At 34.2% G+C, this 16,676-nt stretch carries 19 protein-coding genes; 14 read left to right on the top strand and 5 right to left on the bottom strand.

Annotated elements, in window-relative coordinates:
* The first annotated feature begins 78 nt into the window (after positions 1 to 78).
* The 12 genes from B5S50_RS09320 to eutM (B5S50_RS09265) all read left to right on the top strand — a co-directional run bounded on the left by B5S50_RS09320 (position 79) and on the right by eutM (B5S50_RS09265) (position 8,629).
* Positions 79 to 849, top strand: a complete 771-nt coding sequence (locus B5S50_RS09320) for an ethanolamine utilization protein (RefSeq protein WP_217303645.1) — start codon at positions 79 to 81, stop codon at positions 847 to 849.
* Positions 831 to 1,673 (top strand): ethanolamine utilization protein EutJ, encoded by an 843-nt coding sequence (gene eutJ, locus B5S50_RS09315; RefSeq protein WP_013237856.1) that lies wholly within the window; start codon positions 831 to 833, stop codon positions 1,671 to 1,673. Before B5S50_RS09320 ends, eutJ begins: the two co-directional genes overlap by 19 nt.
* 16 nt (positions 1,674 to 1,689) lie before the next feature.
* Positions 1,690 to 1,995, top strand: coding sequence for a BMC domain-containing protein (locus B5S50_RS09310; protein ID WP_013237857.1), 306 nt, complete (start codon positions 1,690 to 1,692; stop codon positions 1,993 to 1,995).
* The gene (locus B5S50_RS09305; RefSeq protein WP_013237858.1) at positions 1,989 to 2,255 is read left to right on the top strand and encodes a EutN/CcmL family microcompartment protein; all 267 of its coding nucleotides are present in this window, start codon (positions 1,989 to 1,991) and stop codon (positions 2,253 to 2,255) included. The genes B5S50_RS09310 and B5S50_RS09305 overlap by 7 nt, the downstream gene beginning before the upstream one ends.
* Before the next feature lie 17 nt (positions 2,256 to 2,272).
* Positions 2,273 to 3,601: a 4Fe-4S dicluster domain-containing protein gene (locus B5S50_RS09300; RefSeq protein WP_217303644.1), complete on the top strand. Its 1,329-nt coding sequence runs from the start codon at positions 2,273 to 2,275 to the stop codon at positions 3,599 to 3,601.
* A 1-nt stretch (position 3,602) separates the two neighbouring features.
* On the top strand, positions 3,603 to 4,151 hold the full coding sequence (locus tag B5S50_RS09295) for a BMC domain-containing protein (protein ID WP_063602633.1): 549 nt from the start codon (positions 3,603 to 3,605) through the stop codon (positions 4,149 to 4,151).
* A gap of 37 nt (positions 4,152 to 4,188) precedes the next feature.
* A complete protein-coding gene (locus B5S50_RS09290; protein ID WP_217303643.1) occupies positions 4,189 to 4,878 on the top strand; it encodes a cupin domain-containing protein in 690 nt (229 codons plus the stop codon).
* 39 nt (positions 4,879 to 4,917) lie between these two features.
* Entirely contained in the window at positions 4,918 to 5,664 is a 747-nt protein-coding gene (locus B5S50_RS09285; RefSeq protein WP_217303642.1) for a BMC domain-containing protein, read from the top strand.
* 51 nt (positions 5,665 to 5,715) lie between these two features.
* Entirely contained in the window at positions 5,716 to 7,269 is a 1,554-nt protein-coding gene (locus B5S50_RS09280; RefSeq protein WP_217303641.1) for an acetaldehyde dehydrogenase (acetylating), read from the top strand.
* 1 nt (position 7,270) lies between these two features.
* The gene (locus B5S50_RS09275; RefSeq protein WP_217303640.1) at positions 7,271 to 7,921 is read left to right on the top strand and encodes a phosphate propanoyltransferase; all 651 of its coding nucleotides are present in this window, start codon (positions 7,271 to 7,273) and stop codon (positions 7,919 to 7,921) included.
* Between the two features lie 48 nt (positions 7,922 to 7,969).
* Complete coding sequence (eutM, locus tag B5S50_RS09270; protein WP_013237863.1) at positions 7,970 to 8,260, top strand: ethanolamine utilization microcompartment protein EutM; 291 nt, start codon at positions 7,970 to 7,972, stop codon at positions 8,258 to 8,260.
* A 72-nt stretch (positions 8,261 to 8,332) separates the two neighbouring features.
* Entirely contained in the window at positions 8,333 to 8,629 is a 297-nt protein-coding gene (gene eutM / locus B5S50_RS09265) for an ethanolamine utilization microcompartment protein EutM (protein ID WP_013237864.1), read from the top strand.
* Between the two features lie 284 nt (positions 8,630 to 8,913).
* Here the strand turns inward: eutM (B5S50_RS09265) and B5S50_RS09260 are convergent, their stop codons facing one another.
* From B5S50_RS09260 to B5S50_RS09250, 3 genes are all read right to left on the bottom strand, one after another.
* Positions 8,914 to 9,684 (bottom strand): response regulator, encoded by a 771-nt coding sequence (locus B5S50_RS09260; protein WP_217303639.1) that lies wholly within the window; start codon positions 9,682 to 9,684, stop codon positions 8,914 to 8,916.
* Positions 9,685 to 9,689: 5 nt separating this feature from the next.
* Positions 9,690 to 10,880: a histidine kinase gene (locus B5S50_RS09255; RefSeq protein WP_013240565.1), complete on the bottom strand. Its 1,191-nt coding sequence runs from the start codon at positions 10,878 to 10,880 to the stop codon at positions 9,690 to 9,692.
* Between the two features lie 396 nt (positions 10,881 to 11,276).
* Positions 11,277 to 12,425 carry a 1-propanol dehydrogenase PduQ gene (locus B5S50_RS09250; RefSeq protein WP_217303638.1) on the bottom strand — a complete coding sequence of 383 codons (1,149 nt, stop codon included), beginning with the start codon at positions 12,423 to 12,425 and terminating at the stop codon, positions 11,277 to 11,279.
* A 447-nt stretch (positions 12,426 to 12,872) separates the two neighbouring features.
* On the opposite strand from B5S50_RS09250, the gene B5S50_RS09245 reads away from it, so the two are divergent.
* A complete protein-coding gene (locus B5S50_RS09245) occupies positions 12,873 to 13,808 on the top strand; it encodes a choline kinase family protein (RefSeq protein ID WP_013240563.1) in 936 nt (311 codons plus the stop codon).
* Between the two features lie 235 nt (positions 13,809 to 14,043).
* Here B5S50_RS09245 and B5S50_RS09240 read toward each other — a convergent pair whose 3' ends face one another.
* Both B5S50_RS09240 and fsa read right to left on the bottom strand, forming a co-directional pair.
* Entirely contained in the window at positions 14,044 to 14,403 is a 360-nt protein-coding gene (locus tag B5S50_RS09240; protein WP_063602108.1) for a C-GCAxxG-C-C family (seleno)protein, read from the bottom strand.
* A 100-nt stretch (positions 14,404 to 14,503) separates the two neighbouring features.
* Complete coding sequence (fsa, locus tag B5S50_RS09235) at positions 14,504 to 15,151, bottom strand: fructose-6-phosphate aldolase (protein ID WP_013240561.1); 648 nt, start codon at positions 15,149 to 15,151, stop codon at positions 14,504 to 14,506.
* A gap of 385 nt (positions 15,152 to 15,536) precedes the next feature.
* Between fsa and B5S50_RS09230 the strand changes: the two genes are divergently transcribed.
* A complete protein-coding gene (locus B5S50_RS09230; RefSeq protein ID WP_063602106.1) occupies positions 15,537 to 16,643 on the top strand; it encodes a BMP family ABC transporter substrate-binding protein in 1,107 nt (368 codons plus the stop codon).
* Positions 16,644 to 16,676 lie beyond the last annotated feature (33 nt).

Below are 16,676 nucleotides of genomic sequence, written 5' to 3'. Positions count from 1 at the left end.
GATTAGTGTTCACAGCGGATTAGCCGGTGGAGCCCTAAAAAGTGTTTATTTTTAAAATAAAAGTAAAGGGGGGCCAAAATGAAATTTATTACCGAAATTGATTTGCGGGATTTATATAGAAAAGAACCTTTTACAGATTATGAATTAGAACCGGGAACAAGACTTACACCTGGAGCACGTCAATTTCTATCAGATAAAGGTATAAATATGTTTGACGATGGTCCTTACACAAAGAGAAATACTGCAAATAAAAAACAGACTGTGGAGAAAAAGCAGACTGTAGAAAAAAAACAAGCTGTAGAGAAAAAGGAAACTGTGGAAAAGGTGCAGACCATAAATGAAGATCAAACACCTGCACAGCCGAAAAAGAAAAATAGTTGGAAGAAGAAAAAACTTTACAGTAAGATGAAATCAACGGAAGCATTGTTCCTTATTACGGAAGAAGAACTTTTGAATAAGGATATCCTTTGGGCACAGAATGTTATTAGTTTAGGTAAGCAGTTTACTAAAATTAAAAATGCCATTCAGGGTAAAGGGTCCGTTGAAAATCTTTGTATTAAGGAATGTACAGCAATAAATTTTAGCAATTATTCACTTGATTTAGATGATTGCTTTGAAATTACAGAATTTCATATGCAGCTTAAAAAGGGAAGAGATATCATAATTTTGCATAGACTGCGCTGTGCTCTTAGAGAAATCGAACCATTTATTTTAGAAGCATATGAAGATAGTGAAAATGAGGATGCATTGTGCAGTGATACTATTGGAAAGATCAATCAGATTATTAATGCTTTGTCCCAAATGATTTGTTCTATTTTTGGAGGTACAAAATGTCAGAGAAAAATTTGACTTTTAAGTTCTGTGACCAACTTGTGAAAGATTTTGAACATGTAGTAAAACATCCGATTGTTGGCAAGTCATCTGTTTATTATACAGGAGTTGACTTAGGTACAGCATGTGTTGTCCTAGCAGTTGTAGATGAAAACTATAAACCAGTAGCAGGTGCTTATAAATATGCAGATGTAGTTCGAGATGGCATGGTTGTTGATTATATTGGTGCAATCAATATTGTTAGAGAGATGAAGCATGAAATTGAAGAAAAGTTAGGTACAGAGTTGATTTATGGAGCTGCAGCTATTCCACCTGGAACAGATGATTTGGATTCAGGGGCAGTTAAAAATGTAGTTCAGGCAGCTGGCTTTGAACTTACAAGTGTACTTGATGAACCAACGGCTGCTAATAAAGTTCTTAGAATTAAGAATGGTGCAGTTGTAGATATCGGTGGTGGAACGACTGGAATCTCAATTTTAAAAGATGGAAAAGTTGTTTATATTGCAGATGAACCAACAGGAGGTACTCAATTTTCATTAGTTGTTTCCGGTGCATATAAAATGCCTTTTGCAGAAGCAGAATTGTATAAACGTAATCCAGAAAACCATAAGGACCTTTTACCTGTACTAAAGCCAGTAGTTGAAAAGATAGCATCTATTATTAACCAGCATATTAAAGGGTACGATGTTCAGGAAATATCTCTGGTAGGAGGAACTTGCTGTCTGACAGGTATTGAGACAATTATAGAAAAAAAGACAGGAATATTTACTCATAAGCCAAAGAATCCGATGTTTGTAACCCCTTTGGGCATAGCACTTAGCTGTACGCAGGAAAGTATATAGTTGGAGATGATTCAATATGGAATTTCGAACTATTAAATCACCTTCAAAGGGTACTATAGATATGCTTATGAGGCGTATGGGTGCTAATGTTAATAAAGATTCAATTTGTGTTGATGCGGTTGGTCTTGTACAAGGTAAAATGCTGGACATGATTTATGCCGCAGATATTGCTGAAAAGGCAGTTGGTGTCACAGTAGAAGATATTAAAGGAAGTTGTCCACAGAACATGATAATGATTGCGATTTTTGGCGATACGTCATCTGTTGAATCAGCAATTCAGGAGATTAAGCGCAATGTTAAAAAGGAGAAAGATATATGTTAATAGCAAGATTAATTGACAATGTATGGGCAACAAGAAAAGCAGAATCACTTAATGGATTGAAGTTTATGTTAGCGGAAGTAATTGGTGGAACTGGTGCTGGTCAGCATTTAGTTGTTGCAGATATAATCAGTGCCGGAATTGGAGATAGAGTTCTTGTTTCAACAGGGTCGTCAGCTCGAAAAATGTTAGATGAATGTGAAGATATCCCGGTTGACGCAGTTGTTGTTGGAATTATTGATGAAGACTGCAATGTAGAATAAACTCAGGAGGTACGGGAATGAGTATTCTTGATATGGTGCGAGAAGCTGGTGTTATTGGTGCCGGTGGGGCAGGATTTCCTACCCACGCAAAGCTAGCATCAAAGGCAGAATATATACTTCTTAATGGAGCTGAATGTGAGCCGCTGCTTCGTGTGGATCAGCAGCTGATGAGGATGTTTCCAGATGAGATAATTAAAGGATTTGAATCAGCAGGAAAGTTAGTAGGTGCAAATAAAGCACTTATAGGCATTAAAGGAAAGCATAAGGAAGCTATTTCTATACTTCGTAATAGAATCGAAGAACTTCAAGTAGGAGATTTTATTGAAGTAAAAGAAATTCCTGATATTTACCCTGCAGGTGATGAGCAAGTTCTAGTTCATGAATTGACTGGAAGAGTTGTTCCTGAAATGGGTATTCCAATTAGTGTTGGTTGTGTAGTAGTTAATGCAGAAACGGCATTAAATATTTATCACGCTTCTATGGGAGTGCCGGTTACAGAAAAATATATCACAGTTGCAGGAGATATCCCTAAACGTTTGACTGTAAAGGTACCAGTGGGTACACCTGTTATAGATGTACTGAAGCTGAGTGGCATAGAAAATTTTGATGATTATACAGTTATTGATGGTGGCCCTATGATGGGACCTGTAAAGAGTGATGTAGATGGATATGTTACGAAGAAAAATAAGGGATTCGTAATTTTGAAAAAAGATCATCCTCTGATTCGTAAAAAATCTGTTAGCATAGAACAGGCGAAAAGAGTAAATAGATCTTCCTGTGAACAGTGCCGTATGTGTACAGATATGTGCCCTCGTTATCTTCTTGGACATAGTACACAACCCCACAAGATGATGAGAGCTTTAAATTATGCATTGAAGAATGTTGAAGAACAGAAGATTGCACAGCTTTGCTGTCAATGTAATTTATGTGAATTGTTCTCATGTCCAGCAGGGCTTTATCCGAAATCTGCAAATCTCTATTTTAAAGGAAAATTAGCAGAACAGAACATAAAATATAAACCAATGAAGTCGGAATTTACTACCCGCAAAAGCCGTGAATATAGGTTAGTTCCAAGTAAGCGTCTTATTGCCAGATTAGGTTTGCATGACTTTGACAGGCCAGCTCCTATGACTGAAGTTCAGGTAAATCCTGAAGAAGTTCATATTGCAACAAGACAGCATGTAGGAGCACCTGCAGTACCAATTGTTAATGTTGGTGATCATGTAGAACTTGGACAACAAATTGGAAAAATTCCTGAAGGTAGTTTAAGTGCTGCTATTCATGCAAGTATTTCGGGAACAGTTGTGGAATGTGGAAATGATTTTATTGTGATAAGGAGGGGATAATATGTCACAAGCAATAGGAATGGTTGAGTTTACAAGCATTGCTCGTGGTATATATGCAGCAGATCAGATGGTAAAAACTTCTGAAGTGGAAATAGTCACAGCAGGTTCTTCTTGCCCAGGAAAGTATATTGCCATTGTTCAAGGTGATGTTGCAGCAGTTGAAGATTCAGTAAGTGTTGGTGTAAGATTTGCAGAAGAATTTTTAGTTGATTCTATTATTATACCAAATGTCAATCCGGCAGTATTCCCTGCAATCACAGGTGCAACGATGCCAGATGAAGTTCAGGCTTTAGGAATTATGGAGTCTTTCTCCCTGTCAACAATGGTCATTGCTGCTGATGCAATTTTGAAATCTGCTGAATTGCAGCCGATTGAACTTCGTTTGGGAAATGGATTGGGAGGTAAGTCATTCTTTACTTTTACCGGAGATGTAGCTGCTGTTGAAACTGGTGTTGAAACAGGAAAAGCTATTGCAGAAGAGAAAGGGTTATTAGTAAATGCAGAGGTTATACCTTCACCGTCTGAAAGATTATTGGCATCATTGTTCTAATATATAAGAACTTTTATAAATGAAAGGATGTGAAGGAATGAAAAAATTAATTTGTGTAAAAGATGTTGAAACTGCAGAAAAGCAGGGTCAAAAAGTAGTGTATATTAATTGCGATACAATTGTTACTCCTTCAGCTAAAGATGCGGCTAGAAATAGTGGAATAGAATTTTCTACCGAAACTCCAGTTCCTGAAGTAAAGAAATCTTGTGAAGTAGAAGTTCCTTGTGAAGTAAAAGGTTCTTGTGAAACAAAAGCTTCTGAGCTTGAAAAAGTTTTTGAAAATGGAATTGATAGTGAAGTAATTTATAAAGTATTCAAGGTAATGATGGAGAAAGGACTTTTGAATGGAGTGATTGATTTGATTACCAATAAGAAGCCGTATCTTGCTGAGACTGACTCTATCGGTTTGAAGATCGTTCGTGGTAGTTCAGTAAAGTATGAAGCACTAGATACAGGAAATCCTGATGATAAAGTATTTTATCAGGAAATAATCAATGCAGATGATGGTTCCTCAATGAATGCGGGATTTATTACAATTGAAGATTGCAAATTTGATTGGGAAACAGAATGTCAAGAACTTTACTATGTTATAGAGGGTACATTGACAGTAACAGTGGATAATAAAGTTTATACTGCACATCCTGGTGATTCAGTATTCTTCCCTAAGGGAGCTAAGATAGCATTTGGTTCACCTGACAAGATGAAAGCATTCTATGCTACATATTAGAATTTGGAATGCTTGACCAAAGTTTAGGAGGGTTAAACAATGCAGGCACTTGGGTTAATCGAAACAATAGGACTTATTGCAGCTATTGAGAGCGCAGATGCTATGCTCAAGGCAGCAGATGTGAATCTCTTAGAAAAGACATATGTAGGAGGGGGACTTGTTTCGATTGCTGTAACTGGTGATGTGGGTGCTGTGAAAGCAGCTGTAGACGCTGGTGGAGCGGCAGTTAGAAACATAAATGACACATTGCTTGTTTCACAACATGTGATTCCCCGTCCACATGAGGAATTAGATAATATAATTGTATCAGCAGTACCACTGAAAGATAGAAATATTCCAACTGTCGCTCCAGCGAAAAACCAACTAGAAGATGAAACAACAGTTGAAGTAATTGAAGAAGATACTGTAGAGGTTCCTGTTAAAATAGAAGATTCAATAGTAGAAGACTCAATAGAAGAGAATTCAACAGTGGAAAATCCAACAGTGGAAGACTCTAAAGAAGAGAATTCAACAGAAGAAAATTCAGAGAATGAGGAGCTTTTGCCAGAAAAAATAACTGATCCTTTGAAAATGGATTTGACTAAACTAAATAGGAAAGCTGTAGATAAGATGGTACTTGACTATGGTTTAGAAAAAGCTATTGAGATTTTGAGTAAGTTTAAGGTAATAGAGCTTCGAAATCTCGCTCGTAAATATAAGAACTTTGGTATCAAAGGAAGATCCATTTCTAAAGCAGACAAGAAGTTACTGCTTATAGAGTTCAAAAAATATTATGGGCATAATTAGCCAGCTATAAAAATTAAAATATATAAATAATAAACAATGGAGGGAACACAATTGGAAAATTTTGATAAAGACTTACGTTCTATACAAGAAGCAAGAGATCTTGCACGCTTAGGAAAAATTGCAGCAGATCAAATTGCTGATTATACTGAAGAACAAATTGATAAAATCCTATGTAACATGGTTAGAGTAGCAGAGGAAAATGCAGTTTGCCTTGGTAAAATGGCTGCAGAAGAAACTGGCTTTGGAAAAGCTGAAGATAAAGCTTATAAGAACCATATGGCTGCTACTACAGTATATAATTACATCAAGGATATGAAGACTATTGGTGTTATAAAAGAAGATAAAAGTCAAGGTGTAATTGAATTTGCAGAACCAGTTGGTTTATTAATGGGTATTGTACCATCTACAAATCCAACATCTACTGTTATTTATAAATCAATCATTGCAATTAAATCAAGAAATGCAATTGTATTCTCACCACACCCAGCTGCATTAAAATGTTCAACAAAAGCAATAGAACTTATGCGTGATGCAGCAGTAGCAGCAGGAGCTCCTGCAAATGTAATTGGTGGTATTGTTACACCATCTATACAAGCTACAAATGAACTTATGAAAGCTAAAGAAGTTGCTATGATAATTGCGACTGGAGGCCCTGGAATGGTAAAGGCTGCATATAGTTCAGGAACACCTGCAATAGGCGTTGGTGCTGGTAACTCTCCATCTTATATTGAAAGAACTGCTGATGTTCATCAATCAGTTAAAGATATAATTGCTAGTAAGAGCTTTGACTATGGTACTATTTGTGCATCCGAGCAATCTGTAATTGCTGAAGAATGCAACCATGATGAAATAGTAGCTGAATTTAAGAAACAAGGCGGATATTTCATGACAGCTGAAGAAACTGCAAAAGTTTGCAGCGTACTTTTTAAACCTGGTACACACAGCATGAGTGCTAAGTTTGTAGGAAGAGCTCCTCAGGTTATAGCAGAAGCTGCAGGTTTCACAGTTCCAGAAGGAACAAAAGTATTAATAGGAGAACAAGGCGGAGTTGGTAATGGTTACCCTCTATCTTATGAGAAACTTACAACAGTACTTGCTTTCTATACAGTTAAAGATTGGCATGAAGCATGTGAGCTTAGTATAAGATTACTTCAAAATGGTCTTGGACATACTATGAACATTCATACAAATGACAGAGACTTAGTAATGAAGTTTGCTAAAAAACCAGCATCCCGTATTTTAGTTAATACTGGTGGAAGTCAGGGAGGTACTGGTGCAAGCACAGGATTAGCACCTGCATTTACATTAGGTTGTGGTACATGGGGAGGAAGCTCTGTTTCCGAAAATGTTACTCCATTACATTTAATTAATATAAAGAGAGTAGCATATGGTCTTAAAGACTGTACTACATTAGCTGCAGATGATACAACTTTCAATCATCCTGAACTTTGCGGAAGCAAAAATGACTTAGGATGCTGTGCTACAAGCCCTGCAGAATTTGCAGCAAAGAGCAATTGTGCTAGCACTGCTGCAGATACTACAGATAATGATAAACTTGCTAGACTCGTAAGTGAATTAGTAGCTGCAATGAAGGGAGCTAACTAAAATGGACAAGTACGAAGCTGTTATAAAGCTTTTATTGGAAGCTGTTCAAGGTAATCAGTCTTCTACAGAGACAAAACAAGATACAAATGAAATCCCGGTTGGAGTTTCAAATCGACATATCCATCTTTCACAAGCAGATTTTAACATCTTGTTTGGAGAAGGATACCAGGTAACAAAGATAAAGGATTTAGCACAGCCAGGACAGTATGCTTGTAAAGAAACAGTAACAGTATGTGGACCAAAGGGAGCTATTGAAAAAATTAGAATCCTTGGACCATTACGTAGTAAGACACAGGTAGAAATCCTAAGAGGAGATTCTTTCAAATTGGGAGTAGCTCCAGAAGTAAGGATGTCCGGTGATTTACACGGAACACCTGGAATTGCCATAATAGGACCAAAGGGATCTGTTCAAATAAAGGAAGGTGTGATTGTTGCACAAAGACACATTCACATGACTCCTGCAGATGCACAACATTTTGGGGTGAATGATGGACAGACAGTAAGTATTAAAGTTGATGGACCACGTGGTGGAATTTATAATAATGTTGCAATTAGAGCAAATGATACTTCAGCTTTAGAATGCCATATTGACACAGAAGAAGCAAATGCTATGTGTGTTGGCAACTCATCAAAAATTACAATAGTAAAATAGTAAAATTATAAATTATAAAATAACAGTATTTGGAGAGGAGAAATAAAAATGAAATCTGATGCATTAGGAATGATTGAAACAAAGGGGTTAGTAGGTTCTATAGAGGCTGCAGATGCAATGGTTAAAGCAGCTAACGTTAACTTAATAGGAAAAGAACATGTTGGCGGCGGTCTTGTAACAGTAATGGTAAGAGGAGATGTAGGAGCAGTAAAGGCAGCTACTGATGCTGGTGCTGCAGCAGCACAGCGTGTTGGAGAATTAGTTTCTGTTCATGTTATTCCTCGTCCACACGTTGAAGTTGAAACTATCCTTCCTAAAACTGGCTTAAAGGAAGACTAATATTAGAGAATACAGGATATAAGATACAAAGTACAAAATAAAAAATAAATTAAAAATTAGGAGGAAATAAAAATGAAATATGATGCATTAGGAATGATTGAAACAAAAGGTTTAGTAGGTTCAATTGAAGCTGCAGATGCAATGGTTAAGGCAGCTAATGTTTATCTAATAGGAAAAGAACATGTTGGCGGCGGTCTTGTAACAGTAATGGTAAGAGGAGATGTAGGAGCAGTAAAGGCAGCTACTGATGCTGGTGCTGCTGCAGCACAACGTGTTGGAGAATTAGTTTCTGTTCATGTTATTCCTCGTCCACACGTTGAAGTTGAAACTATCCTTCCTAAAACTAATTTAAAGGAAGATGAAAAGTAGATTACAGTTTACCGTTTAAATGCATATGCAGAGATGACTTTGAAAATAAGTCAGATATGATGTGACATGGTAGATAGTTAAAAGTAATAGTTTCTATAGGGAGCGTATCTAGATTGTGTAAATTAAATCAAGATACGTTCCTTATTTGATCTTTAGAAAAATGTTATCGGAAAATATAATTAAAGCGCCAATTGTATAATTGGCACTTTAATTATATATAACTGTCCATTTAACAGGGAACAGTTCAAATATCAATCTTTCCTATGAAATTAACTACACACAATTTAGTCATCTTCCATTGACATAAGCGCATGTTTTCTATAGGCTTGAGGAGTCATATTCATCTCCGCACAAAATACCCTGTTAAAATAAGATGGATCTGAAAAGCCACATTCTGATGAAATTCGATAAGCACGATAATTAGTTGTTTTTAATAATCTGCAGGCATATTGAATTCTCAGATTAATTACATACTTTGAAAATGAGACACCTAGCTCCTTTTTAAAGACACGACTAAAATATTTTGGATTCAAAAACACTGTAGAGGCAACTATTTGTAAAGTTATTTTTTCCCTAAAATGCTCTTTAATATATTTTATAGACTTTTCAATAAAGTATTGCTGAGATTCTTTGGATTCGGGGTTCTTTTCTTCAGAGCTCTTATCTACTACTATATTACAATCAGCTGCGGAGTCTAACATCTTCCGAAAAACTTGTTTAATAATATTAGGCTTTACGGGTTTTAATAGGTATTCAAAAACCCGGAGACTAATTGCTTTCTGTGCATAGGAAAAGTCCGAGTGAGCAGATAAAATTGTAATAAGCACGTTGGGGAGAAATTTTCTGATTTCTTCAATAGTACTAAGACCGTCCAATTCGGGAATCATTACATCCATCATGATAATATTTGGCTTGTATTGTTTGGCTAGTTTAATAGCCTGAACTCCACTTTCGCAGGTCAGTAATACATCTTCTGGGAAAAGTTCTTCAAGTACAATTGATTTGAGAAATTCTTGTTCAAGTATTTCATCTTCTACAATCAATACTATACTCATTATTATCACCTCACAATAGGTTCTGCAGGAATTGTGATGGTAACGGTGCTTCCACTGTAATCAGATTTTAAAATTTTCAATCCATATTGTTCTCCGTAATATCGTTTTAAACGTTTGTCTGTACTTTGAAAACCTAGGCCAGATTTATTTTTACATTGTTGTATGTCAAGCAAAACATCCTTTGGGAAACCATTTCCATTATCCATAATGGAAATAACAATTTCATCTTTATATTTTTCTGCATAGATACTTATTTTGCCCCCATCTCGCCTTGGGGTTATTCCATGAATTACAGAGTTTTCAACAATAGGTTGGATAATCATATTGAGAATTCTATAAGACTTAAGATCTTCCGAAATGTTGATATCATATTCCAGACGAGTTTTAAATCTTACTTTTTGAATATATAAATACTTCTCAATATTGTTAATTTCAGCACCAATGGTGTGAAGCTGGTTACCCTGCTTTAAATTATACCGCAGCAAATCAGAAAGGCAATAAATAAGCTCTTCTGTTTCGTGAGAATGTTCAAAATAAGCCACACGGGCAATACAATTTAAAGTGTTAAACAAAAAATGAGGATTAACGACTAGAGACATATTTTTTGATTCTAGATCAATGATCTTCTTTTCCAGTATTTCCTTTTCAATTGACAACCTTTTCACATCCTGATGGGACAGCTTAGTGCTTTCTGATAAATCAAGAGAAATATTTTTAGCAATTTCGCAACATAATCGCTCGTATACTTTAATTTTATTTGATTCTACGGATTTTAGTGAGAAAATCGATTTAGCGATAAACTCTAGCTCCTCAGTCTTAGTATCTTTGTGAGATTGGACATCAATCATATACTTTTTGTATTCGTTATCTTTCAAATATACTTGTATACCAGCCATATAACCTACAGTTTTATTGTCTACTATGATCGGAAAAATCATATTTTCAAGACCATATCGGCATACAAATCTACCTTCCTTGCCAGATTGTAATCGACATTGATAGTCAGGACATACATGAGACTCTCTTTCCTGACATACATGAGTACAAAAATCTGGGGAGGGAATAAATTCAAGTAAAATATCCCCATTTGTATCTACCAAAAATAAAGGTACATCTGATAGGGATAAAATACCACTATAGCGGCTATATAACTTTGAGGTTATAAATTTTTTAAGTGGATTATCAGTTTTATTCATCCTTATAACACCCGTCTCCTGACCTATAGTTTATACTCAAAAAAAGAAATTAATTAGATTCTAGTACGTTCTTTTTTTATATTATATTATATAAAAATATAAAAGTAAACAATATTTTATATTTTCCCACAGTTTCTTGTCATATATTGTCAAAAAAAGAGGGCAAATATAAAACATTTAGATTCTAATTTTTCCTAGTTTTAAGTAATAAATTAATTTTTACTATAAGCACTAAGACATAATTTAAAAATAATGCAAAGCAAAGCTTCGCAAGTTAAGAATTAATAATGAAAAATTAATAGTGAAGGATGATTTCTAGTTATCACAAAAAATCCACCTTCACTGTCCACTATCAATTATCAACTTTCAACTAAATTGAGAAAGTTGAGATACTTATTAATAACATTTTTGATAAATATGTATAAGTTCTTCTTTAGAAGGTTTTCTAGGATTAGTTGGAGTGCATCTATCTTGCATTGCTGTTTCTGCCATATGATTTAGAGCACTTTGAAACTCATCTTCTTTAATCCCAAAAGATCGAATATTATCTTCAACACCTAGGGATTTTATTAATTTATCTACAGCTTCAATAAAACTTACAGCGCCTTCGCGAGTTGTTCGAGCTGGAAGGTGTAGAATTGATGCTAGTTTTGCGTATTTTTCCATAGCATGTTCGCTTGCATTTCCAACCAAGCTAGCGTTGTATTCCATTACTGCATTAAGTAGAAGTGCATTGGATCGGCCGTGAGGAATGTGGAAAGATCCACCCATAGCATGAGCCAAGCTGTGATTAATTCCAAGACCAGCATTTGTAAATGCTATTCCTGCTATACAGGAAGCGTTTTGAACATGATCTCGAGCTTCGGAATCCTTACTATCGTTATAAATTTTTGGAAGATTCTCAAAAATTAATTTAACTGCTTTTTCAGCAAGAGCGTCTGTAAAGTCAGTTGCTTTTTTGGAAACATAGGCTTCAATAGAATGAACTAGAACATCTATACCAGTATCTGCTACAATACGCTGAGGCAGACCATCAATACAACTTGAGTCAAGTATTGCAACATCTGGTGCAATAAAATCATCTATAATGCATACCTTTTCTTTCTGAGAAGTAATAACAGTAAAGTTTGTTACTTCAGAGCCTGTACCACTTGTTGATGGAATTGCAATAAATAGAGGTTTTTTCATTTCTTGGCCCATTGCTTTTCCTAAATTACATGCAAAATACATTATTCCCTTAGCGGTATCAATACTGGATCCTCCACCTAGTGCTACGAGAACATCTGCGTCGCTTTTTTTGTACAATTTCATTGCATCTGCAATTACATTGACGTCTGGATCAGGGTGTACCCCCGTAAAAACAACGGAACTTATTCCAGCTTTGCTTAGGTAATCTATTACTTTTTGAAGATATCCAAGTTTTCCCATAATAGCATCTGCAACAATAAATGCTCGAGAACCAGTGACTTGCTCTAAAAGTTGAATAGATTCCCTATTAAAATAAATCTTGGATTTCAAATTAAAATTTTCAAACTTGTCTTCCATGATTTTCCCTCCTATTCTTTCTACAGTTACTTTTTACAGATTTTTAATAAACTTTGTTATTTTTTTAATAAATGCTTTCGCAATTATCACTTTACATGGTAGCATACAAAGTGGCTAGTTTATTGTAAATAGAATATATAGTTTTAGCACTATTGTATCTAGTTAGAAATTTATATGGTACAATATTGCTTTTATTGAACAATATCTACTTCAAAACATGATTTGTTATTGCATTTTTTTGAAGTTACAATTAATACTGCTATTAGAATATATATAATCTATAAAAAAGGTATGAAATATTTAATAAAGGCTCTAATAGAAAGCGATATGTTGATTTTTGGGACTATTATTGTTATAATTAAATTAATAATGGGTATGATCAGAAAGTTACAAACCGGTGTTAGGTGGTTACTTGTGTTTTTTATTGACAAAACAAAAGATTGAAATATGTGTGGTGGATTATTTATGAAAATGGAAGAATTAGTACAAAAAAAACTGTGTCTTGCTTTTAACGATGACAGTATAATGTTTGATAAATCTCGTTTTGCAGGTGGACTTACCAATTATAACTATATTATGAATATCAATGGAAAACAGTATGTTGTCCGACAACCGGGTGCCATGACCAATCTGATGATTGATCGTAAAATTGAAAGTTTTAATGATAAAATAGCAGCAGAGCTTGGTTTGAATTCTGAGTGTATTTATTTTGATGAGGATAGTGGAATAAAAATTAGCGTATATATTGAAAACAGCAAAAATATTGCTCAAGTTGATCCATGTTCTCCTATAACGCTTAGATCTGTTTCTGATCTCATGAAAAAAACTCACTCTAGCAAAAAGTGTTTTTCTAATTCATTTAATTGGCGGATGGAGTTAAATAAATATGAACATATAATTCAAAAGCTTAATGGTGATTTTTTCTTTGACTACGCTACATTAAAAAAACAATTGCTTGATTTTATGGAAAAGAATATTAAAAAAACAATTTCTGTTCCGTGCCATAATGACACGGTTCCTGAAAATTTTATTGTTGATAGTAATGGAAAGACCTACCTTATAGATTGGGAATATTCCGGAATGAATGATCCAAGCTGGGACGTAGCTTCATATATTCTTGAATCTAAATTAACCGAGGAAGCAATTCAATATCTTCTTGTTGACTACTATGGACAACTTCCGACACCTGAAGAAATAGTAAAGATAAAAAGTTATATGGTAGCACAAGATTTACTTTGGATGGTATGGGCTATGATTAGACATTACAGTGGAGATGATTTTCTTGATTATTGCTGTTTTAGATATGAACGATTTCAAAGAAATGTGAAGGCAATCACAAGCTCGCCAAGTTACTCCATTGCTGATATGGTAAAGAATTGTTAGTAAATAACATATTGCTGAGAACCCTGTACATAAGAGTAGAAAATAAGATCAAAATCAAAGTAGAAATATAGTGGCTTTTTGTGAATATAAAGCGTTCATTAATAAAGTGAAAATTTATTAATATGAGTTAAAGCAGTTATTAAGCATAACTAAAAGTTTGTACTATCAGTGTACATTTTACTGATAGTACAAGCTTTAATAAGTCATAATATATTATAGTGGTTATCGATTACTATTATTTTGCATAATCTTTAAGAATCTCATAAGTATAATCTATTATCTCATCACAAGATATACCTTTTTGTTTTAATTTAGAGCATTCAAAAGTGCCATACTTTTCTGTTACTTTGTTCATTATTTCTTTTGCAATTTTTCTAGATTCATTTTGTACAGAAGCCTCGTTTCTTCCTTTTACGGAGCCCATAGCCATAAGTGCTCCAGTAACAGCACCGCAAGTACTTTGTACGGCCATACCAAGACCAAATGGACTTGCAATTGAGACAGGAATATTTAAATTGTTGTCTCTGTTAAAAGCTTTAATTATAGATTCTGCACAATTAAATCCCTCTTTATGAAATTGTGACGCATCATTCATAATTTTCACCCCTTGTTTTATATAAATTCTAAATATTTGTAAATTACATTAATAATTATAATATATACATTTTTGTTGATGTCAAATTATATAATCTATCTTATTTATTAGGTACTGTTTTCCAGTCATCTAAAAATCTCTGTATTCCTATATCTGTTAGTGGGTGTTTAGTCATTTGTATTAATATTTTATATGGAACAGTGGCAATGTCTGATCCTGCTTTAGCAGCATTTATAACGTGAAGAGGATTTCTAATGCTGGCTGCTATAATTTCTGTTTTTATGTCATGAATTTTAAAAATATCAGATATTTGTTCAACTAATTCAATTCCGTTCATTCCAATATCATCTAGTCTTCCTAAGAAAGGACTTACATAAGTTGCACCAGCTCTTGCAGCTAAAAGTGCTTGTGCTGGAGAAAATATTAATGTTACATTGGTTTTTATATTTTCTTTTGAAAGAATTTTTACAGCTTTTAATCCTTCTACAGTCATAGGAATTTTTATTATTATATTTTTATGTATTTTTGCAAGTTCTTTGGCTTCTTTTACCATTCCTTCAGATTCTAAGCTTATTACTTCAGCGCTTATTGGCCCGTCTACAATAGTAGTTATTTCTTTTACTACTTCCTTAAAATCTCTGCCTTCTTTTGCGATTAAAGAAGGATTAGTAGTAACTCCACAAATTACTCCCATTTCATTAGCTTTTCTTATTTCTTCTACATTAGCGGTATCTATAAATAATTTCATACTTATTACCTCCTATTATATTTATATAAAATTATGATTTACACAATTATTTTACCACAAATTGATCATATTTTCTTTCTAAAATTCTTAGCTACTTTATTAATTAATTCAACTTTTGAAGTTGACCTTCTGTCTATATATTGACGAAAAAGCTAAAAAAGAATATCATAAAGTCATGTAAATGTATCCACTTTTTATAAAAAAGAAGATACTAATTGACTGAGTATATGAAAATAAGGTCAATCTTTATTAAATTAAATAAAGCTTGGCCTTATTTTCATATTAAATAAAGGTTATAATCTATATTTTTAAGGGTATGAAAAATATAGAGGTTAAATAGTGTAAAAACATTTACACTAACAAATTAAAATAGGGGGAAAGTGTTATGAAGAAAATAAGAAAGGGAAGTTTAATTTTATTATGTGCTATTCTTGTACTATCTACCTTGATTGTAGGATGTCAGGACCAGAAAAAAACAACTTCTGACAATAAAAAAATCAAAGTAGCTTTTGTCTATGAGGGGCCTATAGGAGATACGGGATGGAATTATGCCCAGGATCAAGGACGAAAGTATTTAGCTGCTAATATGCCAAATGCAGAAGTAACATATGTGGACAATGTCCCTGAAACAGCAGACTCGGAGAAAGTATTCACACAGCTTGCTCAAAAAGGCAATAAGGTTATATTTGGAACAACTTATGGGTACATGGATTATATGGTTAATGTAGCAAAAAAATTTCCAAATGTAATTTTCATGCATTGTACTGGATACAAAACGTCAAACAATCTAGGAACATATGCTGGACGTGATTATGAAGGAAGATATCTTTCAGGTATTTTGGCAGGTAAGAATACAAAGAGTAATATAATTGGATTTGTGGCTCCGTTTTCAATACCTGAAATTGTAAGAAATATTGATGCCTTTACTTTGGGAGCACAATCAGTAAATCCAAATGTAAAAGTTAAAGTAGTTTATACTAATTCATGGAGTGATCCTGCTACTGAAAAAACTGCAACTAATAGTTTAATAGATGCGGGGGCTGATGTACTTGCAATGCATCTTGATTCTACTACTGTAATGCAGGCTGCCCAGGAAAGAGGGGTATATGGAATTGGTTTTAGTTCTGATATGAGGTCAAAAGCTCCAAAGGCAGTGCTTGGAGGATCAATATGGAATTGGGGACCTTATTATGTCAAGACTGTTAAAGCTGTAGCTAATGGTACCTGGAAATCTGGACAATACTGGGGTGGAATTAAAGATGATTCAATAGTTGATATAGGTTCTTTTGGTCCAATGGTAACAAATGATGTAAAAACACTTATTTCAAAACAGAGGCAGAGCATTATAGATAATAAGTTAAATGTATTTGAAGGGCCAATATATGATCAAGCTGGTAACTTAAAGGTTGCTAAAGGACAAAAACTTACGGATGAACAAATGCTTTCTATTAATTGGTTTGTAAAAGGCGTTGAAGGAACAATCTCTAAATAGAATATATTATTTTTACATACCGGCTTCTAAATG

The organism is Clostridium sp. 001 (assembly GCF_019056555.1).
Lineage (GTDB): Bacteria > Bacillota > Clostridia > Clostridiales > Clostridiaceae > Clostridium_B > Clostridium_B ragsdalei.
This window is presented reverse-complemented; position numbering and strand designations above follow the sequence as displayed.

Excerpts from the sequence above, each read along its gene's own strand:
- B5S50_RS09320 (WP_217303645.1), top strand. The coding sequence starts at position 79 with ATGAAATTTATTACCGAAATTGATTTGCGGGATTTATATAGAAAAGAA.
- eutJ (WP_013237856.1), top strand. The coding sequence starts at position 831 with ATGTCAGAGAAAAATTTGACTTTTAAGTTCTGTGACCAACTTGTGAAA.
- B5S50_RS09310 (WP_013237857.1), top strand. The coding sequence starts at position 1,690 with ATGGAATTTCGAACTATTAAATCACCTTCAAAGGGTACTATAGATATG.
- B5S50_RS09305 (WP_013237858.1), top strand. The coding sequence starts at position 1,989 with ATGTTAATAGCAAGATTAATTGACAATGTATGGGCAACAAGAAAAGCA.
- B5S50_RS09300 (WP_217303644.1), top strand. The coding sequence starts at position 2,273 with ATGAGTATTCTTGATATGGTGCGAGAAGCTGGTGTTATTGGTGCCGGT.
- B5S50_RS09295 (WP_063602633.1), top strand. The coding sequence starts at position 3,603 with ATGTCACAAGCAATAGGAATGGTTGAGTTTACAAGCATTGCTCGTGGT.
- B5S50_RS09290 (WP_217303643.1), top strand. The coding sequence starts at position 4,189 with ATGAAAAAATTAATTTGTGTAAAAGATGTTGAAACTGCAGAAAAGCAG.
- B5S50_RS09285 (WP_217303642.1), top strand. The coding sequence starts at position 4,918 with ATGCAGGCACTTGGGTTAATCGAAACAATAGGACTTATTGCAGCTATT.
- B5S50_RS09275 (WP_217303640.1), top strand. The coding sequence starts at position 7,271 with ATGGACAAGTACGAAGCTGTTATAAAGCTTTTATTGGAAGCTGTTCAA.
- eutM (WP_013237863.1), top strand. The coding sequence starts at position 7,970 with ATGAAATCTGATGCATTAGGAATGATTGAAACAAAGGGGTTAGTAGGT.
- eutM (WP_013237864.1), top strand. The coding sequence starts at position 8,333 with ATGAAATATGATGCATTAGGAATGATTGAAACAAAAGGTTTAGTAGGT.
- B5S50_RS09260 (WP_217303639.1), bottom strand. The coding sequence starts at position 9,684 with ATGAGTATAGTATTGATTGTAGAAGATGAAATACTTGAACAAGAATTT.
- B5S50_RS09255 (WP_013240565.1), bottom strand. The coding sequence starts at position 10,880 with ATGAATAAAACTGATAATCCACTTAAAAAATTTATAACCTCAAAGTTA.
- B5S50_RS09250 (WP_217303638.1), bottom strand. The coding sequence starts at position 12,425 with ATGGAAGACAAGTTTGAAAATTTTAATTTGAAATCCAAGATTTATTTT.
- B5S50_RS09245 (WP_013240563.1), top strand. The coding sequence starts at position 12,873 with ATGTGTGGTGGATTATTTATGAAAATGGAAGAATTAGTACAAAAAAAA.
- B5S50_RS09240 (WP_063602108.1), bottom strand. The coding sequence starts at position 14,403 with ATGAATGATGCGTCACAATTTCATAAAGAGGGATTTAATTGTGCAGAA.
- fsa (WP_013240561.1), bottom strand. The coding sequence starts at position 15,151 with ATGAAATTATTTATAGATACCGCTAATGTAGAAGAAATAAGAAAAGCT.
- B5S50_RS09230 (WP_063602106.1), top strand. The coding sequence starts at position 15,537 with ATGAAGAAAATAAGAAAGGGAAGTTTAATTTTATTATGTGCTATTCTT.